This is a genomic window from Bradyrhizobium sp. CCBAU 11357, assembly GCF_028128865.1.
Taxonomy (GTDB): domain Bacteria; phylum Pseudomonadota; class Alphaproteobacteria; order Rhizobiales; family Xanthobacteraceae; genus Bradyrhizobium.
This window is the reverse complement of record NZ_LBJW01000017.1, coordinates 724601-750704: the sequence shown is the minus strand read 5'-3', so window position 1 is coordinate 750704 and position 26104 is coordinate 724601. Positions and strand designations below refer to the sequence as shown.

At 64.5% G+C, this 26104-nt stretch carries 22 protein-coding genes, 1 tRNA gene and 1 pseudogene; 12 read left to right on the top strand and 12 right to left on the bottom strand.

Translation table 11 applies throughout. The annotated features are described in order from the left end of the window. Positions 1-362: 362 nt before the first annotated feature. From XI05_RS39680 to nagA, 9 genes and pseudogenes are all read right to left on the bottom strand, one after another. A complete protein-coding gene (locus tag XI05_RS39680; protein WP_442869243.1) occupies positions 363-887 on the bottom strand; it encodes a tannase/feruloyl esterase family alpha/beta hydrolase in 525 nt (174 codons plus the stop codon). Between the two features lie 12 nt (positions 888-899). Continuing rightward, positions 900-1991 (bottom strand): annotated as a pseudogene (locus XI05_RS08740) (tannase/feruloyl esterase family alpha/beta hydrolase); the annotation flags it as partial. 78 nt (positions 1992-2069) lie between these two features. Beyond that, positions 2070-3047 carry a peptide ABC transporter ATP-binding protein gene (locus XI05_RS08735; protein ID WP_271500500.1) on the bottom strand — a complete coding sequence of 326 codons (978 nt, stop codon included), beginning with the start codon at positions 3045-3047 and terminating at the stop codon, positions 2070-2072. Then, the gene (locus tag XI05_RS08730; protein ID WP_271500497.1) at positions 3044-4075 is read right to left on the bottom strand and encodes an ABC transporter ATP-binding protein; all 1032 of its coding nucleotides are present in this window, start codon (positions 4073-4075) and stop codon (positions 3044-3046) included. Before XI05_RS08730 ends, XI05_RS08735 begins: the two co-directional genes overlap by 4 nt. Before the next feature lie 18 nt (positions 4076-4093). Next, positions 4094-5002, bottom strand: coding sequence for an ABC transporter permease subunit (locus XI05_RS08725; protein WP_271500495.1), 909 nt, complete (start codon positions 5000-5002; stop codon positions 4094-4096). After that, positions 4999-6009, bottom strand: a complete 1011-nt coding sequence (locus XI05_RS08720) for an ABC transporter permease subunit (protein ID WP_271500492.1) — start codon at positions 6007-6009, stop codon at positions 4999-5001. Before XI05_RS08720 ends, XI05_RS08725 begins: the two co-directional genes overlap by 4 nt. A gap of 85 nt (positions 6010-6094) precedes the next feature. Beyond that, positions 6095-7696 (bottom strand): ABC transporter substrate-binding protein, encoded by a 1602-nt coding sequence (locus XI05_RS08715; protein ID WP_271500489.1) that lies wholly within the window; start codon positions 7694-7696, stop codon positions 6095-6097. A gap of 123 nt (positions 7697-7819) precedes the next feature. Continuing rightward, the gene (locus XI05_RS08710; protein WP_271500487.1) at positions 7820-8020 is read right to left on the bottom strand and encodes a hypothetical protein; all 201 of its coding nucleotides are present in this window, start codon (positions 8018-8020) and stop codon (positions 7820-7822) included. Positions 8021-8071: 51 nt separating this feature from the next. Next, positions 8072-9250: an N-acetylglucosamine-6-phosphate deacetylase gene (gene nagA, locus XI05_RS08705; RefSeq protein ID WP_442869242.1), complete on the bottom strand. Its 1179-nt coding sequence runs from the start codon at positions 9248-9250 to the stop codon at positions 8072-8074. Between the two features lie 118 nt (positions 9251-9368). Here nagA and XI05_RS08700 point away from each other — a divergent pair, with 118 nt between their 5' ends. Genes XI05_RS08700 through XI05_RS08690 form a run of 3 tightly spaced genes read left to right on the top strand, consistent with a single transcriptional unit; the run spans position 9369 to position 12293 of the window. Then, positions 9369-10307, top strand: a complete 939-nt coding sequence (locus XI05_RS08700) for a BadF/BadG/BcrA/BcrD ATPase family protein (protein WP_271500478.1) — start codon at positions 9369-9371, stop codon at positions 10305-10307. A 19-nt stretch (positions 10308-10326) separates the two neighbouring features. Further along, positions 10327-11283 carry an N-acetylmuramic acid 6-phosphate etherase gene (locus XI05_RS08695; protein ID WP_271500475.1) on the top strand — a complete coding sequence of 319 codons (957 nt, stop codon included), beginning with the start codon at positions 10327-10329 and terminating at the stop codon, positions 11281-11283. Beyond that, the gene (locus tag XI05_RS08690) at positions 11280-12293 is read left to right on the top strand and encodes an SIS domain-containing protein (protein WP_271500472.1); all 1014 of its coding nucleotides are present in this window, start codon (positions 11280-11282) and stop codon (positions 12291-12293) included. Before XI05_RS08695 ends, XI05_RS08690 begins: the two co-directional genes overlap by 4 nt. 374 nt (positions 12294-12667) lie before the next feature. Here the strand turns inward: XI05_RS08690 and XI05_RS08685 are convergent. After that, a tRNA-Gln gene (locus XI05_RS08685) sits at positions 12668-12742 on the bottom strand. Positions 12743-12990: 248 nt separating this feature from the next. Between XI05_RS08685 and XI05_RS08680 the strand changes: the two genes are divergently transcribed. The 9 genes from XI05_RS08680 (at position 12991) to XI05_RS08640 (ending at position 24319) form a co-directional block, all read left to right on the top strand. Then, positions 12991-14769 (top strand): acyl-CoA dehydrogenase, encoded by a 1779-nt coding sequence (locus tag XI05_RS08680; RefSeq protein WP_271500469.1) that lies wholly within the window; start codon positions 12991-12993, stop codon positions 14767-14769. 222 nt (positions 14770-14991) lie between these two features. Continuing rightward, the gene (locus XI05_RS08675; protein ID WP_271500467.1) at positions 14992-15750 is read left to right on the top strand and encodes an enoyl-CoA hydratase-related protein; all 759 of its coding nucleotides are present in this window, start codon (positions 14992-14994) and stop codon (positions 15748-15750) included. 179 nt (positions 15751-15929) lie between these two features. Continuing rightward, positions 15930-17585, top strand: coding sequence for a bifunctional metallophosphatase/5'-nucleotidase (locus XI05_RS08670; protein ID WP_271500464.1), 1656 nt, complete (start codon positions 15930-15932; stop codon positions 17583-17585). 120 nt (positions 17586-17705) lie between these two features. After that, entirely contained in the window at positions 17706-18635 is a 930-nt protein-coding gene (locus tag XI05_RS08665) for a histone deacetylase family protein (protein WP_271500462.1), read from the top strand. Positions 18636-18708: 73 nt separating this feature from the next. Continuing rightward, positions 18709-18960 (top strand): exodeoxyribonuclease VII small subunit, encoded by a 252-nt coding sequence (locus tag XI05_RS08660; RefSeq protein ID WP_008132970.1) that lies wholly within the window; start codon positions 18709-18711, stop codon positions 18958-18960. 631 nt (positions 18961-19591) lie between these two features. Next, the gene (gene dxs / locus XI05_RS08655) at positions 19592-21520 is read left to right on the top strand and encodes a 1-deoxy-D-xylulose-5-phosphate synthase (RefSeq protein ID WP_172787366.1); all 1929 of its coding nucleotides are present in this window, start codon (positions 19592-19594) and stop codon (positions 21518-21520) included. 194 nt (positions 21521-21714) lie between these two features. Further along, a complete protein-coding gene (locus XI05_RS08650) occupies positions 21715-22269 on the top strand; it encodes a nucleoside 2-deoxyribosyltransferase (RefSeq protein ID WP_271500459.1) in 555 nt (184 codons plus the stop codon). 75 nt (positions 22270-22344) lie between these two features. Further along, on the top strand, positions 22345-23079 hold the full coding sequence (locus tag XI05_RS08645; protein ID WP_271500456.1) for a TlyA family RNA methyltransferase: 735 nt from the start codon (positions 22345-22347) through the stop codon (positions 23077-23079). After that, a complete protein-coding gene (locus XI05_RS08640; protein ID WP_271500453.1) occupies positions 23072-24319 on the top strand; it encodes a class I SAM-dependent RNA methyltransferase in 1248 nt (415 codons plus the stop codon). Before XI05_RS08645 ends, XI05_RS08640 begins: the two co-directional genes overlap by 8 nt. A gap of 209 nt (positions 24320-24528) precedes the next feature. On the opposite strand, the gene XI05_RS08635 is transcribed toward XI05_RS08640, so the two are convergent. Together XI05_RS08635 and XI05_RS08630 are read right to left on the bottom strand one after the other, a co-directional pair. Continuing rightward, a complete protein-coding gene (locus XI05_RS08635; RefSeq protein WP_271500451.1) occupies positions 24529-25128 on the bottom strand; it encodes a hypothetical protein in 600 nt (199 codons plus the stop codon). Between the two features lie 211 nt (positions 25129-25339). Next, on the bottom strand, positions 25340-25975 hold the full coding sequence (locus XI05_RS08630; protein ID WP_271500449.1) for a hypothetical protein: 636 nt from the start codon (positions 25973-25975) through the stop codon (positions 25340-25342). Positions 25976-26104 lie beyond the last annotated feature (129 nt).

The following is a 26104-nucleotide window of genomic DNA, read 5'->3' as shown; positions in this document are numbered from 1 at the left end:
GCGATCGAGCCTCACTTCATCACGCTTCAGCGTGGCAGTGCAGAACAGCCCCGGCGGCTCAACTTGTGTGAAGGCCGCAGATGCAATTGACCCTTAGCCTGAACGACGCGCGTCGTGCACCAGAGGTCAGACGTCTCGTGAAAGTGACAAAGCCGATCGCCTCCATCATCCGCGGCAGATCCAAGACGGATCGCCCGCCGCCGGACGGGGACGACGAATGTCAGCTGCCGCCATCGACCGAGAGGCGTCAGGTCGTCGACGAGTACGTCGAAAATTTGCGGGAGATCATCCGGAGGCTGCTTGGAAGGCTGAACTGATCGCGCTTGGGTGCATCCTTTCGAGCGGCAAGTGGATCGTTTCCACTATTTGCATTCGAAGCTGGTGGCGCTTTCCGGATCGCCCTGCCCCTTGAACTGCGCATGTTGCGGATAGGCGCAAAGTGGCCGACTTCGTCCCGGAAAGGCCGAGCCCGTCGCAGCGGCCGACTCGGCCGCCTTGCCCTCTTCCACCCAATTCACGACGGCCGTGAGGAGATCGAAACGATCGAGCGTGGCACCGCTCGAGCAGTGACCCATGCCGGGCACCAGATATAACCGGCTCGATTTCTCCCGCACCAGTTCCATTCCACCGGAGTCCGCCGCCATGCGCTCGTAGTAGTTCACGGTATCGAGCGCCGAGAACCACGGATCGCTCGAGCCGTGGTAGAAAAGGATCTTACCGCCGTGACCGAAGAAGCTCGTCAGATTGGTCCAGTACGCGGTATTAGTGAGGCGATCCATCGCGCTCGCGTTGACCCGGTCTTCGAGTTGATCGACGTCGATGCTTTCCCAAACAGGCGGTCCGACCGGACTGCGCGCGCCGGTGCTCAGGATGCCGGGGATGGACACGCCTTCGGCCGCCACGCCGCTGTCCCACGGAAAGGCCGGATAGACCTGAGTGCCGCGGGAATTCTTCGGTCCAGCGAAAGCTTTTTTCAAAGCATCGACCTTTTGCGGCGCCAGACAGGAATCGGTCTTGGCGCCGTTACAGGTGAGGACGGCGGGATCGAATTGACACGCCTTGCCGTCAAAAATCATTCCATCCTTGAGGCCGTCCTTGGCGTCACAGGAATCAAGGATCGCTTCCGTGATCAGCTTCCTGTCGTCGGCCGAGAAAGTCTTGGCAGGCTCCGGCTTGCCCGATGCGTCTTTCGGCGCGATCTGGCTAAACGCGGCGTTGGCCCAGGCAAGACCAATATTGGAATTGCCCGTGCGCATCGCAGGCGCGCCGGCGACGATGCCATCGAATTGCTCGGGATAGCGCGCCGAGGCCAACATGCCTTCACGGCCCCCGGTCGAGCACCCCGTGAAATAGGAACGTCTGGCTGGTTGCCCATAATAACGCGCGACGATCGCCTTGGCGGCAATCGTCACTTTGCCGACGGACGCATGGGCAAAGTTGAGGGCGGCTTCCTGGTCCTTCAGAAAGGAGGCGTCGAACACCGCTCCCTGATGACCGCTGTCGGTCGAGACCACAGCAAAGCCACGTGCGAGGGCGGGTACCTCGCCGGCGGCTTGTGAACCAAGCGGGGGCCGGATCGAGCCGTTCAGACCGCCACCACCCTGGTACAGAAACCGTCCATTCCAGCGATCGGGCAGCGCGACTGCGAAGCCGATCGCGTAGGATTTGCCCTCGACACCCACCCGCTGATCAATCACGCCATCTGCACGGCAGTTTGGCGGCAGCGCAACCGATACCGTCGCAGGCGCCGGCGGCGAAGGTTGCACGGTCCCCGGCGGGGCCTCAGGCACCTCTTGCGCCTTGTCGACAACGGCCGTCGAACCGGGAATCTTCCAGCCCGTTAGATCCTCGCATTTGAGCGCGGGCGGAATATTCGTGGAACTATCGCTTGCCCCCTGAGCAGCTGCCGCCGATATCGCGACGATCAATACCGCTGCAAGCACAAGGCAAGCCTTCGCGCAGTTCAGCGCCGTGCTCTTTGGTTGCTCCATCATTTCCTCCGGCCGTTTCTTGCGTCGCTGCCGAAACTTCGGCGCCGCGACGATCTACAGGAATTTTCTCAACACTCGCTAAGCCGCCTGCGTGTCCAGGAAACGCTCCGCGTAGTGGCAGGCGACGAGACGGCCGTCGAGCGGGCGCAGCAGCGGACGCTGCGTGCGGCAGAGATCCGTGACATAGGGACAGCGGGTCGAGAACACGCAGCCTTTTGGCGGGTCGAGCGGCGACGGCAGCTCGCCCTTCGGAACGATCCGCTGGCGTTTGCGGCCGAGGCCGGGCGTCGCGTCAAGCAAGGCCTGGGTATAGGGATGCAGCGGCCGCGCAAAGATCCGCTCTTTCGGTCCATGCTCCCCTGCGATTCCAAGATACATGATCATCACGTCATTTGCGATGTGACGGACCACGCCAAGATCGTGCGAGATGAAGAGGTAAGCCAGTCCCAGTTCGCGCTGCAGATCGGCCAGGAGGTTGAGAACCTGCGCCTGCACCGACATGTCGAGCGCCGAGACCGGCTCGTCGGCAACGAGCAGTTTTGGCCGCAACATCAAGGCGCGGGCGATGGCGATGCGCTGACGCTGGCCACCCGAGAACATGTGTGGATAGCGGCCATATTGCTCCGGCCGCAGCCCGACCTTCGCCATCATGTCGAGCGCCTGCGCCCGCCGCTCCTGCTTCGAAAGCGTGGTGTTGATGATCAGCGGCTCTTCAAGGATGGCGCCGACGCGCTTGCGGGGGTTGAGCGACCCGTAGGGGTTTTGAAACACGATCTGCACGGTGCGGCGCAATGTCTTCGCAGCGCTCGCGGGAGGATCGACCGCATCGACGCCGTCGAGCATCAGAGTGCCGGCGCTCGGCTTCTCGATGAGGGTCACAAGCCTTGCGAGCGTCGACTTGCCGCAACCGGATTCGCCGACGACCGCCAGCGTCTTCCCGGCTTCAAGCGCGAACGAAACCCCGCCCACGGCCTGCAAATGCGCTGGCGGACGAAGCCAGCCCTGCTTGATCTCGTAACTGCGCTTGAGATCGGTGGCGGTGACGAGCGCCGTCATGACGTGGTCTCTCGCTCGGGGGTCGGCGCGCTGCCGCCGCCATCGGCCGCGATCCGCTCGTCCCGTGTCGGATCGCCGAGCGGATAATGACAACGGATCAGGCCATCCATCCAGGGGCGCAGATCGGGACGCACCTTGTCGGCCAGCGGCGTCGCATAGATGCAACGCGGACCAAACAGGCATCCCGGCGGCCGATCGTGGAGTCCCGGCACCACGCCGGGAATGGTGGCGAGCCGACCGCCATCGCTGGCCTCCGGGCGCGCCGCCAGCAACGCGGCGGTGTAGGGATGCTGCGGCGAGGCAAACAGGCTCTGCGTCGGGCGCCGCTCCATGATCTGCCCCGCATACATCACGGCGACCCGCTCCGTGGTTTCAGAGACCACACCCATGTTGTGCGTGATGAGGATCAACGCCATGCCACGATTGCGTTGCAGGGACAAAAGAAGATCGAGGATCTGCGCCTGGATGGTGACATCGAGCGCCGTCGTCGGCTCATCGGCGATCAGGAGTTTTGGATTACAGGCGATGGCCATGGCGATCATGACGCGCTGGTTCATGCCGCCCGAGAGCTGGTGCGGATAGGCCGACAGCCGGCGCTCCGGCGCGGGAATGCCGACCTGCTCCAAGAGCTCGATCACGCGGCGCCGTGCGGCCTTCCGATCCATCCCTTCATGGACGTGCAGCGTCTCGGCCAGTTGATAGCCGATCGTGAAAGAGGGATTGAGCGATGTCGTCGGCTCCTGGAAGATCATCGCGACGTCCTTGCCGGTGAGCGCACGCCGCTCGCGGTCGGACAATGTCTGCAGATTTCGTCCCTCGAACAGCAGCTTGTCTGCCCGGACGCGTCCCGGATAGGGCACCAGCCCCATCAGGGCCAGCATGCCGACGCTCTTGCCGGAGCCGGATTCGCCGACGATGCCCAGCACCTCGCCTTTTTCGAGCGTGAGGTCGACACCATCCACGGCGCGCACCATTCCGTTCTGGGATGGAAACTCGACCGACAGATTCTTGATCTCGAGCAGCGGCATCAGATTGCCTTCCGGACGCTATCGCTTGAGCTTGGGATCGAGCGCATCGCGCAATCCGTCGCCCAGAAGGTTGAAGGCAAGCACGGTCACGAGGATCGCAAGGCCCGGAAGCGTGACGACCCACCAGGCGCGGAGCACGAATTCGCGCGCGTCCGCCAGCATGGTGCCCCATTCCGGCAGCGGCGGTTGCGCACCGAGGCCGAGAAAGCCGAGCGCGGCGGCATCAAGGATCGCGGTCGAAATGCCGAGCGTCGCCTGCACGATCAGGGGCGCAGTGCAGTTCGGCAGCACCTCCTTGAACATCAGGCGCAGCCGGCCGGCGCCTGCGACCTTGGCGGCAACAACATAATCCTTCGACACTTCGCTGATCACGGCAGCGCGGGCGATCCGAACGTAGTGCGGCAGCAGCACGACCGCGACCGCCAGCATCGCATTCATCAGGCCCGGTCCGAGGATCGCAACGATCACGATGGCGAGCAAAAGGCTCGGCAGCGTCAATGTGATGTCCATCAGCCGCATGATCACGATCTCGGTGACGCCGCGGAAAAAACCGGCGATCAGACCGAGCACCGTGCCCGTCACCACCGACAAGGTGACGACTGCGATGCCGATCAGCAGCGACAGCCGCGCGCCATGGATGAGACGGGACAGAATATCGCGGCCGATCGCGTCGGTCCCGAGCGGATAGGCCATCGATCCGCCCTGCTGCCAGAACGGGGGCTTGAGAAAGACGGCATTATTGGTCACGATCGGGGAATGCGGCGCAACGACATCGGCAAGGAGCGCGAGCAGAACCAGAACCACGATGACGACGAGGCCGGCCACGGCGCCGAAATTGGCCTTGAAGTCGGACCAGAACTGCGACAACGGATGCGGCGGCGAGCCCGGCTGCGACACGACGGGAGTGTTGAGGACTTCGGCGGTCATCGCGTGTACCGGATGCGGGGGTTGATCAGCCCATAGGCGACGTCAACCAGGAGATTAACGATCATGACGATCGCGCCGATCAGCAGCGTGCCGCCCTGCAGCACCGGATAATCGCGGCGGTTGATGCCCTCGATCAGCCATTTTCCCACGCCCGGCCAGGAGAAGATGGTCTCGGTGAGGATCGCGCCGGTAAAGAGCACGCCGACCTGCAGCCCGATCACCGTCACCACCGGGATCAGCGCATTGCGCAACGCATGAATCGCGATCACCCGGAAGTACGGCAACCCCTTGGCACGGGCGGTGCGGATGTAATCTTCGCCCAGGACCTCCAGCATGGCGGACCTCGTCATGCGGGCGATGACGGCGAGCGGCACCGTGCCGAGCACGATCAGGGGCAGCACCAGATGCGACAGTGCCGAGCGAAACGCGCCGAAATCGCCGGCCAGCAGCGCATCGATCAGCAGGAAGCCGGTGACCGGTTCGACGAAGTATTGCACCGCGATCCGGCCTGACACGGGAGTCCAGCCAAGCTGCACGGAAAAAAGCAGGATCAGCAGCAATCCCCACCAGAAGATCGGCATCGAATATCCGGTGAGCGATACGCCCATCACCCCATGATCGAAGATCGAGTTGCGCCGGACCGCGGCGATGATGCCGGCCGGCAACCCCAGGCACAGCGCAAACAGGATCGCGCAGACCGATAGCTCGATGGTCGCCGGAAACAACGTCCCAAATTCGGAAATCACCGGCTCATGGGTGACGATCGAGCGGCCGAGGTCGCCATGCACCAGCCGCGACAGATAGAGGCCGTATTGCACCAGCACCGGCTGATCGAAGCCGTACTCCTTGCGCAACTGCGCATGCCGGACAGGATCGATGCCGCGTTCGCCCGCCATCGTCTCGATGGGGTCGCCGGGAATCAGGCGGATCAGCACGAACACGAGCAACGTGATCCCGATGAAGGTCGGAACCACGAGACTCAGCCGGGTGAAGATGAACCGGAGCATGCCGTTTCCTGCCGCCTTCCCCGGACAAGGAAAGGGTAAAGAAAAACGGGCGGGATGGCGCTAGGCCACTCGCCCCTGTTTCCTGCTATTCCTTGACGTCGACGCCATAGAAGGTGTGGCGGCCGAACGGCGACAGCTTGAAATCGATCACTCTCTTGGTGACGGGCTTCAACTGCACGGCGTGCGCGATGGTGAACCATGGCGCCTGCTCCTTGAAGATCACCTGCGCCTGCTCGTAGAGCTTGGTCCGCTCGGCCTGATCGCTGACCGTCTTGGCCTTCACGACCAGATCGTCGAACGGCTTGTAGCAGAATTTGGCGATATTCGAGCCCGACGCCGTTTGCGCCGAGGCGCAGCCCAGGAGCGTGTGCAGGAAGTTGTCGGGGTCGCCGTTATCGCCGGTCCAGCCCAGCATGCCCATCTGATGCTCGCCGGTCTGCAACCGCTTGCGGTATTCGCCCCATTCAAAAGACTTGATCTCGGCCTTGACGCCGATCTTGGCGAGGTCCGCCTGCATCAATTCGGCAATGCGCTTGGCGTTCGGATTGTAGGGCCGCTGCACCGGCATGGCCCACAAATCGGTTTCCAGGCCGTTCGGATATCCAGCCTCGGCCAGAAGCTTTTTGGCTTGCTCCGGATCGAAGGGATCGTCCTTGATGCTGTCGTTGTACGACCACATGGTCGGCGGGATCGGATTCTTGGCCGCGATGCCGGTCGACAGATAGACGGCATCGATGATCGCCTTCTTGTTGATCGCCATGCTGATGGCCTTGCGCACACGCACGTCGTCGAAGGGCTTCTTCTGCGTCTGGAACGCGAGATAACCGACGTTGAGGCCCGGCTGTTCCAGAATCGTGACGTTCGGATCCTTCCTGATCGCGTCGATGTCGGCCGGATTCGGATAGGGCATCACGTCGCATTCGCCCTTCTGGAGTTTTGCCCAGCGAACGGATGCATCCGGCGTGATCGCATAGACGAGGTCGTCGATCTTAGCCTTGCCGCCCCAGAACTCGGGGAAGGCCTTGTACCGGATGACGGCGTCCTTCTGGTACTGCACCAGATAGAACGGGCCGGTGCCGATCGGATCCTGGTCGATCTTCTCGGGCGTGCCGGCCTTCAACATGGCATCCGCATACTCCTTGGACTGGATGGCGGCGTAGGGCATCGCCAGGTCGGCGAGGAAGGGCGCTTCCGGCTGGTTGAGCGTGATCTTGATCGTGTAGTCGTCGACCTTCTCGACCGACTTCAACAATTTCGGCATGCCCATGTCGCCGAAATAGGAATGGTTCGGACTAGTCACCTTGAAATACGCGTTGTCGTCCTTCCATTGCCGCTCGATCGAGAACAGGACGTCGTCGGCACTGAACTCCCGCGTCGGCTTGAACGACTTCGACGTCGTGTGCCACTTCACGCCCTTGCGCAGGTTGAAAGTATAGGTGACGCCGTCAGGCGAGATCGTCCATTTTTCCGCGAGGCCCGGCACCACCTTCGTGCCGCCGCGCTCGAACTCGACAATGCGATTGTAGATCGGCTCATTGCCGTCGAACGACGTGCCTGTGGTGTTGACGCCTGGATAGAAGTTCTCCGGGCTGCCTTCCGAGCAGAAAACCAGGGTTTTGGCTGATACCGGCGAGGCCACCGCGAGCGCCAAAGCGCAGACGCCGGCGAGCAGGATTGATCTGTTCACTGTCGGAACTCCCTGTGAATTGGCTGGGCGCGCTTGAGGCAGGCTGCGCCAAAGACGCCCGGTGCGAGATTGCGATTGCGCATTGCAGCTGTCAATGCGTGCCAGGGGGACGAGATGACGTTTCTAGCAAAAGGCATCCGGCTCTGACATCTGCGCAGCTGAGACAGCGGTGCTGGTGCGGGAGTGGGTAGCGGCGGCGCCGGTGCGCCCGCACGCGCAGGCGGCTTCCCGCACATGCAACAGCGCCATTTCCGTCTTGGTCCAGGTCTCGTCGATGAAGACCAGCCGCTCAGCTTCGATGTGGCGATACTTGGCCCGCTTCATCCAGCCAATTGCGTGCTGATCGGCCCCTTAAACTGCTTGATGGTTGCGCATCTAGCCTCGCTCGGAAGCGTTACTCGCCTCTCCCATCCAACCGACGCCGCCTATCCATGTGTCGACGACCTCAAAGTTCGGGTTAAAGGCTACAAGATCCGCGCAGTATCCGGGCGCGATCCGTCCAAGGACGGATCCAAGGCCCAGAAATGAAGCGGGCGTCCGGGACGCCATGATGAGGGCATCGACGAGGGGGATTCCGATCAGCGCAACGGCGTTGCGTACCGCCTCGATCATGGTGAGGTGAGCGCCTGCGAGTGTGCCGTCCGTGCCAGTCAGGCGACCGTCGTGCAACCTGATCTGCCTTCCTTGCAGCAGGAATTGCCGATCGTCGGTGCCGACCAATGGCATGGCATCGCTGACCAGCATCAATCGATCACGTCCCTTGCAGCGGAAGGCAACGCGCAAAGCGGCGCGATCAACGTGGATGCCGTCGCAGATGATCCCTGCAAACAACCGGTCATCCTCCAGTGCGGCCCCCACCAAGCCGGGCTCCCGGGCGCTCAACTGCGACATGGCGTTGAACAGGTGGGTCACCCCCGAGACACCGCGACCGACCGCCTGCCGGATTTGTTCTGCGCTGGCATCGCTGTGGCCAGCTGCGATACGCAATCCGGCGCCAATCAATTCATCGATCATGGACCCGGGCACGCATTCCGGGGCCAGGGTCACAATGGAACTGCCGCGATCCCCGAAGCTTTTGATGGCGGCAAGGTCGCGCCGATCGGGCACGCGTATCTCGGCCTCCGGATGAATGCCCTTGCGGGACCTGTTGAGGGCCGGACCTTCCAGATGAAAGCCGAGCACGCCGGGAATATCGAGGCACGCCTCGGCTGCTACGGCCAATCGTTCGATGACCTCGGGTCGATCGGTGATGAGGGTTGGCAAGCAGCCCGTGGTCCCGGCCTTGCGGTGCGCCTCGACGATGCGTCGAACGCCGGCCTCGGTCGGCTGGTCATTGAGAAGAACGCCCCCGCCTCCGTTCACCTGGATGTCGATGAATCCAGGTGCAAGGATCGCATCTCGGGGAAGGCGGATTGACGCCCCCGCGGCCTCGTCGAAGCTGATGCTTTCGATCTGTCCCTGCGAGATCCTGACCGACCCGGGCCCGCGCATGTCGGTCCCATCAAAGATGTGCTGTGCGGCAATCGTGAGTGAGGCAGAACCAGCATGGCCCATCAGTATCGATCCGGGAATGGCCGTCACGGACTCGTGAGACGAGCCTGTCACAAGAATTCATATGTACGCCGCGGGGATCTCGTTCGGACCCGAAGCGAAACCTTCGCGTTAACTTCCCATGGGAACAAAAGGTACCACGTATCTCGGCATTGATGGCGGCGGAACCCGCTGCCGCGCCCGGATCGAAGACGAAAACGGCACGGCGCTCGGAGAAGCGAGCTCGGGACCGGCCACGACACGGATCGGCATCGACAAGGCCTGGCGGTCCATCATGGAGGCCACCGAAGCGGCGGCCACACAGGCCGGACTGAGCCGCGGGGATTTCGCACAAATGCACGCCGGAATTGGCCTTGCCGGTATTGGCCGCCGGGGGGCGAAAGCGGCGCTTTGCAAGATCGCGCATCCCTTTGCGTCCGTTGACTTCATCAGCGACGGCCTCGCGGCCTGTCTTGGCGCCCATAGCGGCGCGGACGGGGCTATCGTCGTGGCCGGCACAGGCTCGGTCGGCGTCGGCCTGCTCGACGGCCGCGAGATCCGTCTCGCCGGTTACGGTTTCCCCGTGTCGGACGAAGGCAGCGGCGCCGACATCGGCCTGCAGGTTGTCCGACTGGCGCTGCGCGCCGCGGACCGCCGCCGCGAGTTGACGCCATTGCTTGCAGAGGTGCTCGCCGCATTCGATCATGATCCCTATCAGGCGGTGGCCTGGTCCGAACAGGCCAGGGCCACGGACTACGCCGCATTCGCGCCGGTCGTGATGCGGCACGCCGATCAGGGCGATCCGGTCGGCCGTCGCATTGTCGAACGCGCCGCCGATGCCATTGGCGATCTGCTCGATCTCTTCCTGGCGAGAGGAATCGACCGGCTCTCGCTGGTGGGCGGGCTCGCGGATGCCATGACGCCCTGGCTGACGCCCGACCTGCGCGCCCGCCTGAAGCGACCTGACGCCGACGCAACAGCCGGCGCGTTACTGGTGGCGCGAGGGCGGCTGGACCTGCCCACGCTGGCCCTGCCCGAGAGAGAAACTGACCATGAACAGGCTCAGACGTTCCGCGTTTGATGGCGCTTGGATCAACAATATGGCCACCGAAGACGTCGATCCAAGATTTGCCGACCTCGATGCATGGCCGCTGACGTCAGCCATGGAGGCGATGTGGGAGGGGCAGCTTGCGGCGGTCGCTGCGATCGGTCATGCCCTGCCCTCGATCACTGCGGCCACCGAAGCGGCCCAAGCGGCGCTGGGCGATCACGGCCGCCTTGTCTATGTCGGCGCCGGCACCTCGGGGCGCGTGGCGGTGCAGGACGGCGCCGAGCTGACGCCGACCTTCGCCTGGCCCAAAGAGCGCGTCCGCTTCATCGTCGCCGGCGGAGACAGTGCCTTCGTCACCAGCATCGAGGGCGCGGAGGATGACATCGATGATGCGGTCGCGCAGATCAATGCCGCGCGGCTCACACCGCATGATGTGGTGATTGCGGTCGCCGCCAGCGGCACAACGCCGTTCACGGTCGCGGCGCTGCAGCAGGCCGGCTCCTGCGGTGCAGTGACGGTCGGTGTCGCCAACAATCCTGGCACTGTGCTGCTGGCGTCGGCCAAGTTTCCGATCCTGATCGAGACCGGCCGCGAGCTGATCGCCGGCTCCACGCGGATGAAGGCGGGTACTGCGCAGAAGATTGTGCTCAACCTGATCTCCTCCGGGATCATGCTGCGTCTTGGCCGGGTGTATCGCGGCATGATGGTGAACATGCAGCCGACCAACGCCAAGCTGAAGCGGCGCGCCGAGGCCATGGTGGCGCAAATCGCCGACTGCGATCCGTCGCACGCGGCGCGCGCGCTGGAGCAGGCCGAAGGAGACGTCAAGACGGCGGTGCTTCTGGCGCTGGGTGTCAGCAGGACTGAAGCGGAGGCCATTCTGAAGGACGGCGACGGCAATCTCCGGCGCGTGTTTGCCGAGCTCGCCAGAGATCGGGACTCGCATCCGGATTCGCATCCCAAGGCACCGGCGGCACGCAAGCAAGGCGGAGCGGTTGAGTCGTGACAACATCCGCGATGGCGAGCGAAATCGCGGAAAGCGCGGATGTTGTCGCCAATATTGTTCGCAGCCGCCCCGCCACGCGCGACATCGCGCAGCGAATTGGGATTGGCTCCGTCCCCTTGTGCGTCGTGTGTGGTCGGGGAAGCTCCGGACATGCCGGGGTTTTCCTGAGATACCTTGTCGAGACGCGGCTTCGCCTTCCCGTTTCAGCAAGCGCTCCCTCGGTGATCACTGCATTTCGCACACCCTTGATGCTGCGCGAGGCGCTGTTCATCGTGATCTCGCAATCCGGGCGCAGCCCGGATCTCGTCGCAGCGACAAAGTCGGCGCGCGCCTCGGGCGCCCGCACCATTGCCATCGTCAATACGGTGTCGTCGCCGGTTGCTGACGAAGCGGAGTTCGTCGTTCCGATCGCAGCCGACCAGGAGCACTCCGTGGCGGCGACGAAGACCGTTATCGGCTCGATGGCTGCCGGCGCCGAACTTGTTGCCGAACTGGCGCAAGATCGTGCGCTGCGGTCCGCCCTCGACAGGCTGCCTGAGCGCCTGCGTCGCGCGTTGGCGCTCGACTGGTCCGGGATTGCCGATGATCTCGCCAAGGCGGCGGCTGTGTTTGTGGCGGCTCGGGGCTTGGGCCTGGGCTCGGCGAGGGAGATCGCGCTCAAGCTTTCGGAAATCCTGCGCCTGCCCTCCATCGGCTTGAGCGCCGCCGAACTGCAGCATGGGCCACGTGCCGCGCTATCGGCACACACGCCAGTCGTCATGATGCGCCTCATGGATGAAACGGCGGCCAGTGTGGACGCACTGGCAGACGAATTGCGTGCGCAAAAGATCGCGCTGCATCTCTGCGGCGGACCGCATGGCTCGCTGCCCTGGTTGGCTGAGGATGACCCCGCCACCGACCCGATCACCATGCTCGTTCCAGCCTATCGGATGATCGAGCAGGCGGCACGCGCCCGAGGATTTGACCCGGATCGTCCACCTCGCCTGAGCAAGATCACAGAGACGTTTTGACAATTGTCTGATCGCTGGCTCGCAACCAATGCTGGAGCGCATACGCACCGGTTCGGTGCCGGAATTTGAGACGGTCTCAGACGGAAGTCAGCGCCATCGGCAAGTCGCAACATCCAAGAAGAGGTTCACCTGGGTAGCCAGACGGCGAGCCGCCGCGCGGTCGTCGTTTCAGGCGCATAGAAAGATGCGGGCGGCCGAGCAGGCGGCAAGCGCCCCGAGGGGTACGGCGCCGCCAAGATTAGATGCCTTGGCGCCGAAAGATGTGGCAAGCCATTGCGAGCGACACCCTTGCAGCAGTGATGTGTCGCAGAGCTGTGCAGCAGCCTCCCCGGCCAGGCTGGTTTCGCGAGCGATTTCAGACGGAGCGGGCAATCTGGCTGGGGCGGGAGGGATCGAACCTCCGAATGGCGGAATCAAAATCCGCTGCCTTACCGCTTGGCTACGCCCCAACAGACGACGAACGGAACGGGTCAAACCAGCACCCGCAGATTCCCGTCGGTCGCTGCCGGTCTATAGGGAGCGGCGGGGCATTTCAACCGCCTGGAGGGGCAAAAAGGGCCAGGCGGCTGGGGCCAACACTCTATTCTGGGCCCGAATGGCCTCCCCGTTCCGGCCAGACGATCCTGCGCCCCGGCAGTTGAGACCGCTCCCGTTTCATGGGAATACGGCGTCAATATTCGTTCTCGGGGAGTGAGCCATGACCTACCGCGCACCGATTTCTGACATGCTGCTGTCGCTCAACCATGGCGCGGGCCTCAAGGCCGCCTTGGAGGCCGGCCATTACGGCGATTTCGACGCCGACATTGCCGCAGCCGTGCTGGAGGAAGCCGGCAAGTTCGCAACCGACGTGCTGGCGCCGCTCAACAAGGTGGGCGACGAGCACGGCATCAAGCTCGAGGGCGGCAAGGTCACGACCGCGCCGGGCTGGCCTGACGCCTACAAGCGCTGGACCGAGGGCGGCTGGAACGCGGTGTCCGGCCCCGAAGATTTCGGCGGCCAGGGCCTGCCGGTCGCGATCAACGCCGCCTGCACCGAGATCTGGAGCGCGGCCAACGTCGCCTTCGGCCTCTGCCCGCTGCTGACGGCCTCGGCGATCGAGGCGCTGGATGCGCACGGCAGCGACGAGCTGAAGACGATCTATCTCGAAAAGCTCGTCTCCGGCGAATGGACCGGCACGATGCAGCTGACCGAGCCGCAGGCCGGCTCCGACGTCGGCGCGCTGCGCACCCGCGCCGAGAAGCAGGCCGACGGCACCTATCGCATCAAGGGGACGAAGATCTTCATCACCTATGGCGAGCACGACATGACCGACAACATCGTGCATTTCGTGCTGGCGCGTCTGCCCGATGCGCCCGCCGGCACCAAGGGGATTTCTCTCTTTCTTGTTCCCAAGTTCATGGTCAACGCGGACGGCTCGCTGGGGCAGCGCAACGACATCTATGCCAGCGGCGTCGAGCACAAGCTCGGCATGCATGCCTCGCCGACCTGCACCATGACCATGGGCGATCATGGCGGCGCGATCGGCTTCTTGATCGGCGAAGAGAACCAGGGCATGCGCTGCATGTTCACGATGATGAACCAGGCCCGCCTCGGCGTCGGCCTGGAGGGCGTCGGCGTCGCCGACCGCGCCTACCAGCAGGCCCTGTCGTACGCGCAGGAGCGCAAACAAGGCCGCGCGGTCGGCAAGACAGGCGACGGCTCGGATGCGATCTTCGTCCATCCCGACGTCAAGCGCATGTTGATGCGGATGCGGGCGCAGACCGCGGCCGCGCGCACCATCTGCTATGCGACGGCGGTCGCCATCGACGTCTCGACCCGGGCCAAGGATCCGAAGGTGCGCACTGAAGCAGCCGCGCGCGCGGCGCTGCTGACGCCGATGGCCAAGGCCTATTCCACCGATATCGGCAACGAGGTCGCCTATCTCGGCGTGCAGGTGCATGGCGGCATGGGCTTCATCGAGGAGACCGGTGCGGCCCAGCACTACCGCGATGCGCGTATCACCACGATCTACGAGGGCACCAACGGCATCCAGGCGATCGATCTCGTCACGCGCAAGTTAGCTGCCAATGGCGGCGCGTCGGTGTGGGCGCTGCTCGACGAGCTCTCGGCCACCGTCAAGCAGGTGGAAGCCTCCAACGATCCCGCCTTCGGCACCACGGGCGTGAAATTGCGTGAAGCGCTCGACGCGCTCACGCGCACCAGCAAATGGCTGTTGGAGCGCGTTGCCTCCGCGCCGAACGACGCGCTTGCAGGCGCGACGCCCTATCTGCAGCAATTCGGCGCGACACTCGGCGGCTGCCTGCTCGCCTCCGAAGCGCTCGCCGCCAAGGCCGAAGGCCTCGGCGATGCGCCGCGCTACGTCTCGCTGGCGCGATTTTTCGCCGAGAACATTACGGTGCAGGCCGGCGCGCTCGAGCGCACCGTGACGGAGAGCGCGGAATCGGTCGCGGCGGCGGATGCGGTGCTGCTGGGGTAAGAAAGCCTGTGGCCCGGATGGCGCGGCAGCCTAATCCGGGCCGGCGTCTCTCGTGGGCGACCACGGATTTTTCCAAGCGTTTTGTCGCAATTGTTGCGATGCGCTACGGTGCCATGTGGGAATACGCCGAAAAGGTTGAGCCAGCGCATTGGCACGCCTGCGGGATGATGTAGGTTATTGCCTGGCGAGACTCGCGAAGCGGCGAGCGCAAGAGGGGCTCTCATGGCGAATGGCAATATCGTCGTCACCGAAGAGCGCGGAACGCGCGTGATCACCCTGCGCCGCCCGGGCAAGAAGAACGCGATCACCCAGGACATGTACCGGGAGATGAGCCACGCGATCGACACCGCCCAGAACAATCCGGACATCCGCTGCATGATCATCACCGGCGGCTCGGGCGTCTTCACCGCCGGGGACGACATCGACGATTTTCTCCACGCCGACGCCTCACGGCCCGAGATGCTGTCGAACGGCGTCAAATTCCTCTACTCGCTCGCGCTCAATGCCAAGCCGATCATCGCAGCCGTCGACGGCGCCTCGATCGGGATGGGCACCGTGATGCTATTCCACTGCGATTATGTGTTGGCCTCGAACGCGGCGACCTTCTCCGCGCCCTACATCCATCTCGGGCTGGTGCCGGTCGGCGCGGCCAGCCTGTTGATGCCGAACACGATGGGCTATCAGCGCGCCTTCGCGATGCTGGTGATGGGGCGGAGCTTCACCGCCGCGGAGGCCCATGCCGCAGGCTTCGTCAACACCGTGGTCTCGCCGGGACATACCGAGGTCGAGGCGCGCAAGGTGGCGCGCGAGCTCTGCCGGCTGCCGGCCGAGGCGGTCGCGACCTCGCGCAAGCTGCTGCGCGCCCCACCCGAAGAGCTGACCCGCCGCATCGACCAGGAAGGCCATCTGTTCGGCGACCGGCTCAAATCGGAAGAGGCGATCGCCGCGTTCAATGCGTTCGCGAACAGGAAGAAGCGGTGAGGTGACGCGCGTCGCCCCATCTCCGGCGTCATTCCGGGGCGCGCAAAGCGCGAACCCGGAATCCATCAAGCGGCAGAACTGGCGGATGAATGGATTCCGGGCTCGACGCTACGCGTCGCCCCGGAATGACGGCGAGAACTTTCGTGAAATCTTCGCGCCGAACGACTAGACTCAATTCCATGCATTGCCGATCCGTCCTTGCCGCCCTCGCGCTGACCTGGGCCCTCCCCGCCTCGGCGCAAAGCGCAGCTCCCGCCGAGCTGCGCGTTCTCGCAATCAACGATTTCCACGGCAATCTGCGGCCGCCGCCGGGCGGCATCCGCATCAATGATCCCGAGGACAAGTCCAGGAAGGTGACGGTGGCGGCCGGCGGCGCCGAGTACATGGCGACGCTGGTGAAGCAGCTGCGCGAAGGGCACAAGAACACCGTCTTCGTCGCCGCGGGCGACCTGATCGGCGCGAGCCCGTTTCTGTCGGCGATGTTTCACGACGAGCCATCGATCGAGGCGCTCTCGATGATGGGCCTTGCGATCAGCTCGGTCGGCAATCACGAATTCGACGAGGGCAAGACCGAACTCCTGCGCATGCAGAACGGCGGCTGCCATCCCGTCGACGGCTGCCAGGGGCCGCATCCCTTCGCGGGGGCCAAATTCCATTATCTCGCGGCCTCCACCGTCGAGACTGCGACCGGCAAGAGCGTGCTGCCGCCCTACGAGATCCGGGAATTCGACGGCATTCCCGTCGCCTTCATCGGCCTGACCTTGAAGGAGACCGCCGGCATCGTCTCGCCAGCGGGCATCGCCGGGCTCGAATTCCGCGACGAGGCCGAGACGGTGAACGCGCTGGTGCCGCAGCTGAAGGCGCGCGGCGTCGAAGCGATCGTGGTGCTGATCCACCAGGGCGGCGATCCCGCCGGCGACTACAATGAATGCCCTGCGATCACGGGACCGATCGTCGACATCGTCAGGAAATTCGACCGTGCCGTCGACGTCGTCGTCAGCGGCCACACCCATCGCGCCTATGTCTGCGATATCGACGGGCGGCTCGTCACCAGCGGCGACAAATACGGCACGCTCGTCACCGCGATCGACCTCAAGCTCGATCCCGCAACGCGCGACATCGTCGGCGCCAAGGCCGAGAACGTCATCGTCGCCAATGCTTCGCTGGCCAGGGATCCCGAGCAGACCGCATTGATCGACGCCTACGACAAGCTCTCCGCGCCGATCGCCAACCGGCCCGCCGGCTCGGTGACGCAGACATTGTCGCGCGTGCCGAACGAGGCCGGCGAAAGCGCGCTCGGCGATATCATCGCCGACGCGCAATTGCTCGCAACCCGCGATGCGAAGGATGGCAGCGCTGTCATCGCACTCACCAATCCCGGCGGCATCCGCACCGACATCGTTCCGAAGGAGAACGGCGCCATCACGTTCGGCGATGTCTTCGCCAGCCAGCCGTTCCGCAACCGTCTGGTCACCATGACGCTGACGGGCAGCCAGCTCAAGGACATGCTCGAGCAGCAATGGCTGGACCCGAAGCGGCCGCGGATTCTCCAGGTGTCGAACGGCTTCAGCTATGCTTGGGATGCTTCAAAGCCGTTCGGCGAGCGCATCAGCCTCGAGAGGATGACGCTCAACGGCAGGCCGATCGAGGCTGGAAGCGGCTACCGCGTCACGCTGAACGATTACCTCGCCGTCGGCGGAGACGGGTTTACCGTCGCCAAGCAGGGCACGGCGCCGCAATATGGCGGCTACGATGCGGACGCGCTGTTCGCGTTCTTTAGGGCGCACGGGCCGGTCGGTCCGCTGCCGCCCACCCGCATCCTGCGGGTGAATTGATCCGGATCAAGCGGGCAGGCCTTTGCCATTCCCGGCCAAGCGCCTAGATTGTTTTGCATTGCGTTTTGGCGCCGGATGCGCCAACGACGGCAAAAGCCCGCATCGCATGAGGCCGACCTGATGAGCACGCTTCTCCTTTCCCACAAGGCCTGCCTCGACCATGTCACGCCGCCGGGACACCCCGAGCGGCCGGATCGTCTGCGCGCGGTGGAAGAAGCGTTGTCGCATGAGCGCTTCCAGTTCCTGGCGCGCGAGGAGGCGCCGGAGGGCGATCTCGATCTCGTCACGCTCTGCCACAACGAGCACTATGTCACCGAGCTGCGCCACATCGCCCCGACCAGCGGGCAGGTCTATATCGACGGCGACACCTCGATGTCCCCCGGCACGTGGGAGGCGGTGATGCGCGGCGTCGGCGGCGCGGTGGCGGCGACCGAAGCGGTGATGGCGGGCGAGCATCGCAACGCCTTCGTCGCGGTGCGCCCGCCCGGACATCACGCCGAGATCGGCAAGCCGATGGGCTTCTGCTTCTTCGACAACGTCGCGATCGCCGCGCGCCACGCCCAGCGCAAATACGGCATCAAGCGCGCGGCCATCGTCGATTTCGACGTGCATCACGGCAACGGCACGCAGGACATCTTCTGGTCGGACCCGACCGTGATGTACTGCTCGACACACCAGATGCCGCTGTTTCCGGGCACCGGCGCCAAGGGCGAGCGCGGCGATCACGACACCATCGTCAATGCGCCGCTCGCCTCCGAGGACGGCGGCCCGGAATTCCGCTCCGCGTTCGAGCATCTGATCCTGCCGCAGCTCGAGAAATTCAGCCCCGAGCTGCTGATCATCTCGGCCGGCTTCGACGCGCATTATCGCGATCCGCTGGCTTCGCTGAACCTGCGCGCGGAGGACTATGCCTGGGTGACGCGCAAGCTGATGGATCTCGCCGACAAGACCGCTGGTAGCCGCATTGTTTCGGTGCTCGAGGGCGGCTATGACCTGCAGGGACTGAAAGAATCTGTTACGGCGCATGTCGGCGCCCTGATGGGCGCTTGACCCACCCGCCACATTACGCCCGCAAAACTCTGCTTTCTCCAAGGTGAAGCGAAGCGGGCAATCGGAAACGGATATGGCCGAAAATACGCAAGTCGACGTCTCCAGGCTCACCTTCGAGCGCGCGATCGAGGAACTCGAAACGATCGTGAAGCGGCTCGAGGACGGCAAGGTGCCGCTCGAAGAATCCGTGACGATCTACGAGCGCGGCGAGGCCCTGAAGCGCCGCTGCGAGGAATTGCTGCGCCAGGCTGAGGCGCGCGTCGACAAGATCACCACCGATGCCAGCGGCCAGGCCACCGGCACTGCGCCGCTCGACGTCCAATAAAGAGTGCTTTCCCGCTCAGCCTTCTGACGACCCAGGGCCGCGCGAGACGCAACGGCAGGTCCACGCAAAATGTCTTCGCGGGGAGCATGGCCGCTTCATCCTTTTGGGATCGCACGGCGCAGTTCCCGGCCGGCAGCGGTTCCGGGGGTGGATCGATAACGTCCCCGCCCCAGAATCGGGTCTTGAAGGCGAGAAAAGCTCTGATTCCAGGCAAAAAAGCCTGCCAGGAACCGAGCAAGGCCGGAACCCCTTACCCCCGGCCAAGGTTAACCACTCTGGCCCGCGAGTTGCACCTGCATACCCCTAATCGGTCCAGCGGGTTGGCTTTGGCCCAAGCTTTGGTGTAAAGCTGCGCGGAGTGTGGCTTTTTGTAAGCCTTGCGTGGGCACCGATTACCGACGACAAGTGCTTCGAACTGCTAATGAAATTGGCTTGGGACGGACGAAGCCGATCTAAGTGACAGGGATCACAGAGACTGAACCGGAGCGCACTTAAGCTTACCTAAGCTTGAAGGCGGGGCCTTGCCCCGTGCAGGTGGCTCCGACGGTTATAGGACTCGCGCTGCGCCGATATTGTGCAAACCCATCGCGCACCGGAATGACCTTCCGGCGCTGACAAATTGGAAATCGCCGTGAACGCATACAGTAAGACGCCGCTTCTCGACACCATCCGGACACCGGAAGACCTGCGCAAGCTCAAGGTCGAGCAGGTACGCCAGGTTGCCGACGAGCTGCGGCAGGAGACCATCGATGCCGTCTCGGTGACCGGCGGTCACTTCGGCGCGGGCCTCGGCGTGGTCGAGCTCACCACCGCGATCCATTACGTCTTCGATACGCCGCGCGACCGGCTGATCTGGGACGTCGGCCACCAGGCCTATCCGCACAAGATCCTCACCGGCCGGCGCGACCGCATCCGCACGCTGCGCACCGGCGGCGGCCTGTCCGGCTTCACCAAGCGCAGCGAGAGCGACTACGATCCGTTCGGCGCGGCGCATTCCTCGACCTCGATCTCCGCCGGCCTCGGCATGGCCGTGGCGCGCGACCTCTCCGGCGGCAAGAACAACGTTATCGCCGTGATCGGTGACGGCGCGATGTCGGCCGGCATGGCCTATGAGGCCATGAACAATGCGGGTGCGATGAACTCGCGCCTGATCGTCATCCTCAACGACAACGACATGTCGATCGCGCCGCCGGTCGGCGCCATGAGTGCCTATCTGTCGCGCCTCTACTCCGGCAAGACCTATCGCACGCTGCGCGATGCGGCCAAGCAGATCAACAAGCGCCTTCCCAAGATTCTCGCCAACCGCGCCAATCGCGTCGAGGAATATTCCCGCGGCTTCATGATGGACGGCGGCACGCTGTTCGAGGAGCTCGGCTTCTACTATGTCGGCCCGATCGACGGCCACAACCTCGATCATCTCCTGCCCGTGCTGAAGAACGTCCGCGACATGGAGACCGGCCCGATCCTGGTCCACGTCGTGACGCAGAAGGGTAAGGGCTACGGCCCGGCGGAAGCCTCCGCCGACAAGTATCACGCCGTCGTCAAGTTCGACGTCGCGACCGGCACGCAGGCCAAGGCAAAGCCGAATGCGCCGGCCTATCAGAACGTGTTCGGCCAGAGCCTCGTCAAGGAAGCGCAGAAGGACGACAAGATCGTCGCCATCACTGCGGCGATGCCGTCGGGCACCGGCGTCGACATCTTCAACAAGGCCTTCCCCGACCGCACCTTCGACGTCGGCATCGCCGAGCAGCACGCGGTGACCTTTGCCGCGGGTCTTGCGACCGAAGGCTACAAGCCGTTCTGCGCGATCTACTCGACCTTCCTGCAGCGCGGCTACGACCAGATCGTGCACGACGTCGCGATCCAGAACCTGCCCGTCCGCTTCGCCATCGACCGCGCCGGCCTGGTCGGCGCCGACGGCGCGACCCATGCCGGCTCGTTCGACAACGCCTATCTCGGCTGCCTGCCCAACATGGTGATCATGGCAGCTAGCGATGAAGCCGAGCTCGTGCACATGGTGGCGACCCAGGTCGCGATCAACGACCGTCCGAGCTCGCTGCGCTATCCGCGCGGCGAGGGCCGCGGCATCGAGATGCCCGAGGTCGGCATTCCGCTCGAGATCGGCAAGGGCCGCATGATCCGCCAGGGCAGCAAAATCGCGCTGCTCTCCTTCGGCACGCGCCTCGCCGAATGCGAGAAGGCGGCCGACGAGCTCGCCGCCCACGGCCTGTCCACCACGATCGCCGATGCGCGCTTCATGAAGCCGCTCGACACCGAGCTGGTGCTCAAGCTCGCGCGCGACCACGAGATCCTGATCACGATCGAGGAAGGCTCGGTCGGCGGCTTCGGCTCGCATGTCGCGCAGTACCTGACTGACCAGGGCGTGCTCGACAGCGGCATGGTCAAGTTCCGCTCGATGGTGCTGCCCGACGTGTTCCAGGATCACGACACCCCGGCCGCGATGTACGCCCGCGCCGGCCTCGACGCCAAGGGCATCGTCGCCAAGGTGTTCGAGGCGCTCGGCAAGGACGTGAAGGCCGAGACGGTCAAGCTGGCTTGATACCGTCGTACGGGCACCGGACCCACCTCTCCAATAGGGAGAGGTCGGATCGCGCAAGCGATCCGGGTGAGGGGTTCAGGTCCCACGTGAGAGCGTAACCCCTCACCCGCGCCTTCGGCGCGACCTCTCCCTCCGGGAGAGGTTTTGCACCGCCGACGCCGCGGCAACTCGATGCCTTCTTGGTCGGTAGTCCCATGAAAATCTATCTGGCAGGTCCCGACGTGTTCCTGCCGGATGCCGTCGAGATCGGCCGGCGCAAGGTCGATATCTGCACGACGCACGGCCTGACCGGCCTCTATCCCCTCGACAACGCAGTCGACCTCACTGCGCCCGACGCCTCGCGGCAGATCTTTTGCGGCAACGAGGCGATGATGGACGCGGCCGATGTCATCATTGCCAACCTGACGCCGTTCCGCGGCGCCGGCGCCGATCCCGGCACCGTCTATGAGCTTGGCTACATGGCCGGACGCGGCAAGTTTTGTCTCGCCTATTCCAACGACGGCGCCGCCTATGCCGACCGCGTCTCGCGCTTCATGGAGGTCACCTCCGAGGACGGGCGGCTGGTCGATGCCCAGGGGCTGACGGTCGAGGATTTCGGGCTCGTCGACAACCTCATGATGATCCATGCGCTGGACCTGCATGGCTGCCCGCTGGTGACACCGGCCACGATGCCGATCGACGTCTGGCACGATCTTGCCGCGTTCGAGACTTGCGTCCGGATGGCGGCCGCGCGATTGATCGCTAAATAGAGCATGATCCGGAAAAGTGTGCAGCGGTTTTCCGATAAGATCATGCTCACCAAATAAGCCTTCTCGAGTGAACCGATGTCCCCTGCCCGCAAGCGCGCAGATGTATTGCTGGTCGAGCGCGGCCTGTTCGAGAGCCGGGCGCGGGCCCGCGCGGCCATCGAAGCCGGCCTCGTCATGGCGGACGACAAGCAGGTCTTGAAACCCTCGGAGACGATCGCCGAGGATGCGGTGATCCAGGCCGAGCCCGCGCACCCCTACGTCTCCCGCGGCGGCGTCAAGCTCGCCGGTGCGCTGGAACGGTACCCGATCGACATCGAGGACCATGTCTGCCTCGACGTCGGCGCCTCCACCGGCGGCTTCACCGAGGTGCTGCTGGCGAACGGCGCGAGCCTGGTGTTCGCGGTCGATGTCGGCACCAGCCAGCTGCATCCCTCGCTGCGCGATCACCCCAAGATCGTGTCGATGGAGGAGACCGACATCCGCAGCTATGACGGCAAACGCTTGCCGGCGCGCCCCGATGTCGTCGTCATCGACGTCAGCTTCATCTCGCTGAAATCAGTGCTGCCGGTGGCGCTGTCGCTGGCGGCCGCGCCGATGAGCCTGCTGGCGCTGATCAAGCCGCAATTCGAGGCCGACAGGAAGCACAACAAGAAGGGCATCATCCGCGATGCTGCCGTGCACCGGGAGATCTGCGACGACATCGCGGCCTTCGCGGCGTCGCTCGGCTGCACCGGGATCGAAATATTCCCCTCGCCGATCACCGGCGGCGACGGCAATATCGAATTCTTCCTGGGCGCGCGCCGTGGTTGAGCGCCTCACGATCGATCATGTCGGCCATCGCGGCGACGGCGTCTGCCTCGACGCCGGCGAAGCAATCTATGTGCCCTACACGCTCGGCGGCGAGACCGTCGAGGTCGATCACGTCGTGGGCCATCATCCCGACCGCCGCAAGCTGCTGGCGGTGGAGCTCGCAAGCCCGGAACGCGTCGAGCCATTCTGTCCGCATTTCGGCGTGTGTGGCGGCTGCGCCATCCAGCATTGGGCGGCGGAGCCGTATCGCGCCTGGAAGCGCGGCATCGTGGTGGAGACGCTAGCGCAGGCCGGCATCGATTGCGATGTGGCGCCGCTGGTCGACGCCCACGGCGCCGGACGCCGGCGCATCACGCTGCACGGCCGGTTCGGCACGCACGACATCCTCAAGGTCGGCTTTTCGGCTGCGAGCTCGCACGACGTCATCCCGATCCATCGTTGCCCGATCCTCGATCCCGCGCTCGACGGCGCGCTCGATGCCGCCTGGGCGCTGGCGGAGCCGCTGACGTCCAAGATGCCGGTGACCAAGCCATTGGACATCCAGGTCACCGCGACCGCAGGCGGCCTCGATGTCGACGTGCGCGGCTCGGGCCCGCTGCCGACGGCGCTCGTTACGACGCTGTCGCGCGTCGCCGAGCAGCACCGCCTGGCGCGGCTGACGCGGCATGGCGAGCTGGTGCTGCAACGCCTGCCGCCGACGGTGCGGATGGGCCGCGCCGAGGTGACGCTACCGCCCGGCTCGTTCCTGCAGGCGACAGTGGCGGGCGAGGAGACGCTTGCGGCACTCGTCGCCGAGCGCATCGGCAAGGCCAAAGAGGCTCTCGACCTCTTCTGCGGCGTCGGCCCGTTCGCGCTGCGGTTCGCGGAGAAGGCGCGCGTCACCGCCTATGACAGCGACGCGGGTGCCGTCGCGGCGCTGGCGAAAGCCGCGCGGACGCCGGGCCTGAAGCCGATCAAATGCGAGCCGCGCGACCTGTTCCGCCGCCCGCTGGTGCCGCAGGAGCTGCGCGACTTCGACGCCGTGGTGTTCGACCCGCCGCGCCAGGGCGCGCAGGCGCAGGCGCTGAAGCTTGCCGCAAGCAAGGTGCCGGTCGTGATCGCCGTGTCCTGCAACGCCGCAACCTTTGCCCGCGACGCACGGCTGCTGATCGACGGCGGCTATCGGCTGGAGGCCGTGGTGCCGGTCGACCAGTTCCGCCACACGCCGCATGTCGAGCTGGTGGCGAAATTTAGTCGCTAACGCCGAATGGCTTTAGGTTGATTCGATTGCCACGGGCTCGGTGCAACCTCTCCCGCTTGCGGGAGAGGTCGCGCCGAAGGCGCGGGTGAGGGCTTTCTCCTCTAGGGGATTGTCCCATTGCGGAAGCACCCTCCCCCCAACGCTCTCCCGCAAGCGGGAGAGGGAGCGCACCTCCGTCGTTGCGCGATCAAGCCTCAATTCATCACGCTCTAGCGTCGAAGGCCGCTCAGCGCCGGCGATTCGCCGGGCAGCATGTTCGATCTGATATCGCTGTCCATGCGACCCGAATCCTGCTGGGTGTAGCCGACGCCGAACGACAGGCTGAGATTTGAGATCGGCTTGAATTCGACACCAGCAAACCCGCCATAACCGGGCGCGGCGCTGGAAGTGAGCGGCGCCAGCGAGCTGCCGATACCGTTGCCGTATTTCAGCGTGTCGAATCCGGCAAAGAAGGTGACGGGCATGCCGCCAGCCGTCTTCATGTTGTAGCCGAACCGCGTGCTGTCATAGGAGAGCGCGCCGGAATTGCCGAACGAGCCCGCCTGGTTGAAGCCGCTCAATCCGAAGTCGGCGCGTTCGCGGCCGATGAAGAAGCCGTTCGCAGAGCTCGCACGCCAATCGGCCTCCCCGGCGTTGAAGCTCGCAAAGTTGCCATAGGTGTCGGAGCTCAGGCCGGCAGCGCCGCCAAGGCCGAAAGGCCCGCCGGGAATCCAATATCGCAGCGGCGCCACTTGCGCATGAGCCGCCTCTCCGCCGAGGCAGAGCAATGCGAGAGCTGCAAGAGCGCATGAACGTGCAAGGTCGAACATTCTGGCTACCGTCAAAAACGCTGCAAACTATACTCCCCGACCATCATCAATGCCAGCGGAGTGACCGCGCCGCGGCCGTAGGGCTCGCCTGCATCGCGCAGGTGCTGTTCGCATTGGAGCTATTTGATGAACGAGAAGGGGACTGCAGGAGGCACGCGGGCTTGCCCCGAGCGATCCCACATTTGAACCCGACGCGACAGCGCCGTAAACGCTATGCCGTCCTGTCGACGGAAGACGACGAATCCGCCGGCGGATATTTCGTCACCGGCACCATGAAGGATTTGGTGCCGACCTGGTAGATGATCTTGCCGTTCTGCCCGTCGTCGCTTGCGATTTGCGCCTGCCCGAACATGATGACGTTCTTGTAGACGTAGCCGGTGCCCTGGCGGGTGATGCCGTCGGTGGTGACGCTGACCTGCGCTTCCTTGCCATTGACCGCGAGCACCTTGAAGCTCGCGCTCTTGCCGTTGGCGCTGGAATAGCCGCCCCAGCTTCCCATCAGGCGGCTGTCGGACGCCGGCGGGGCCTGCTTCTCGAGATTGGCGGTCTGCTTGCCAGCGCCCCCGAACGAGAACAGCATCACCATGTTCTTGCCGTCCTTGGTGCCGACCGTGACGCCGCCGAAGGTGATGAGCGTGCCCTGAACCTCGGCAAAGCCGCGCTCGGTGTGACCGTTGTGGGTGTACTCGACCTGCGCCCGGGCACCGCGGATGTTCACGACCTTGAAGCCGACCGGCTGGTTGTTGCCCACCCAATTGCCCTTCCAGTCGCCGATCAGAGCGCTCTGGCGATACAGCCGCTCGTTGGCGGGGGAAATCTGGCTGGTGCTCGATGTGACGGTGGCCATTGGATTGCTCGGACGGGCCTGACAAACCCGCTTTCGCTCGCTGGGGCATGTCAGGATGCCGGCGGGAACGAACAGAAACCATGCGATTAGGGCCACGCACCCGTTAACGAGCCGTTAAGCGCGAGCATC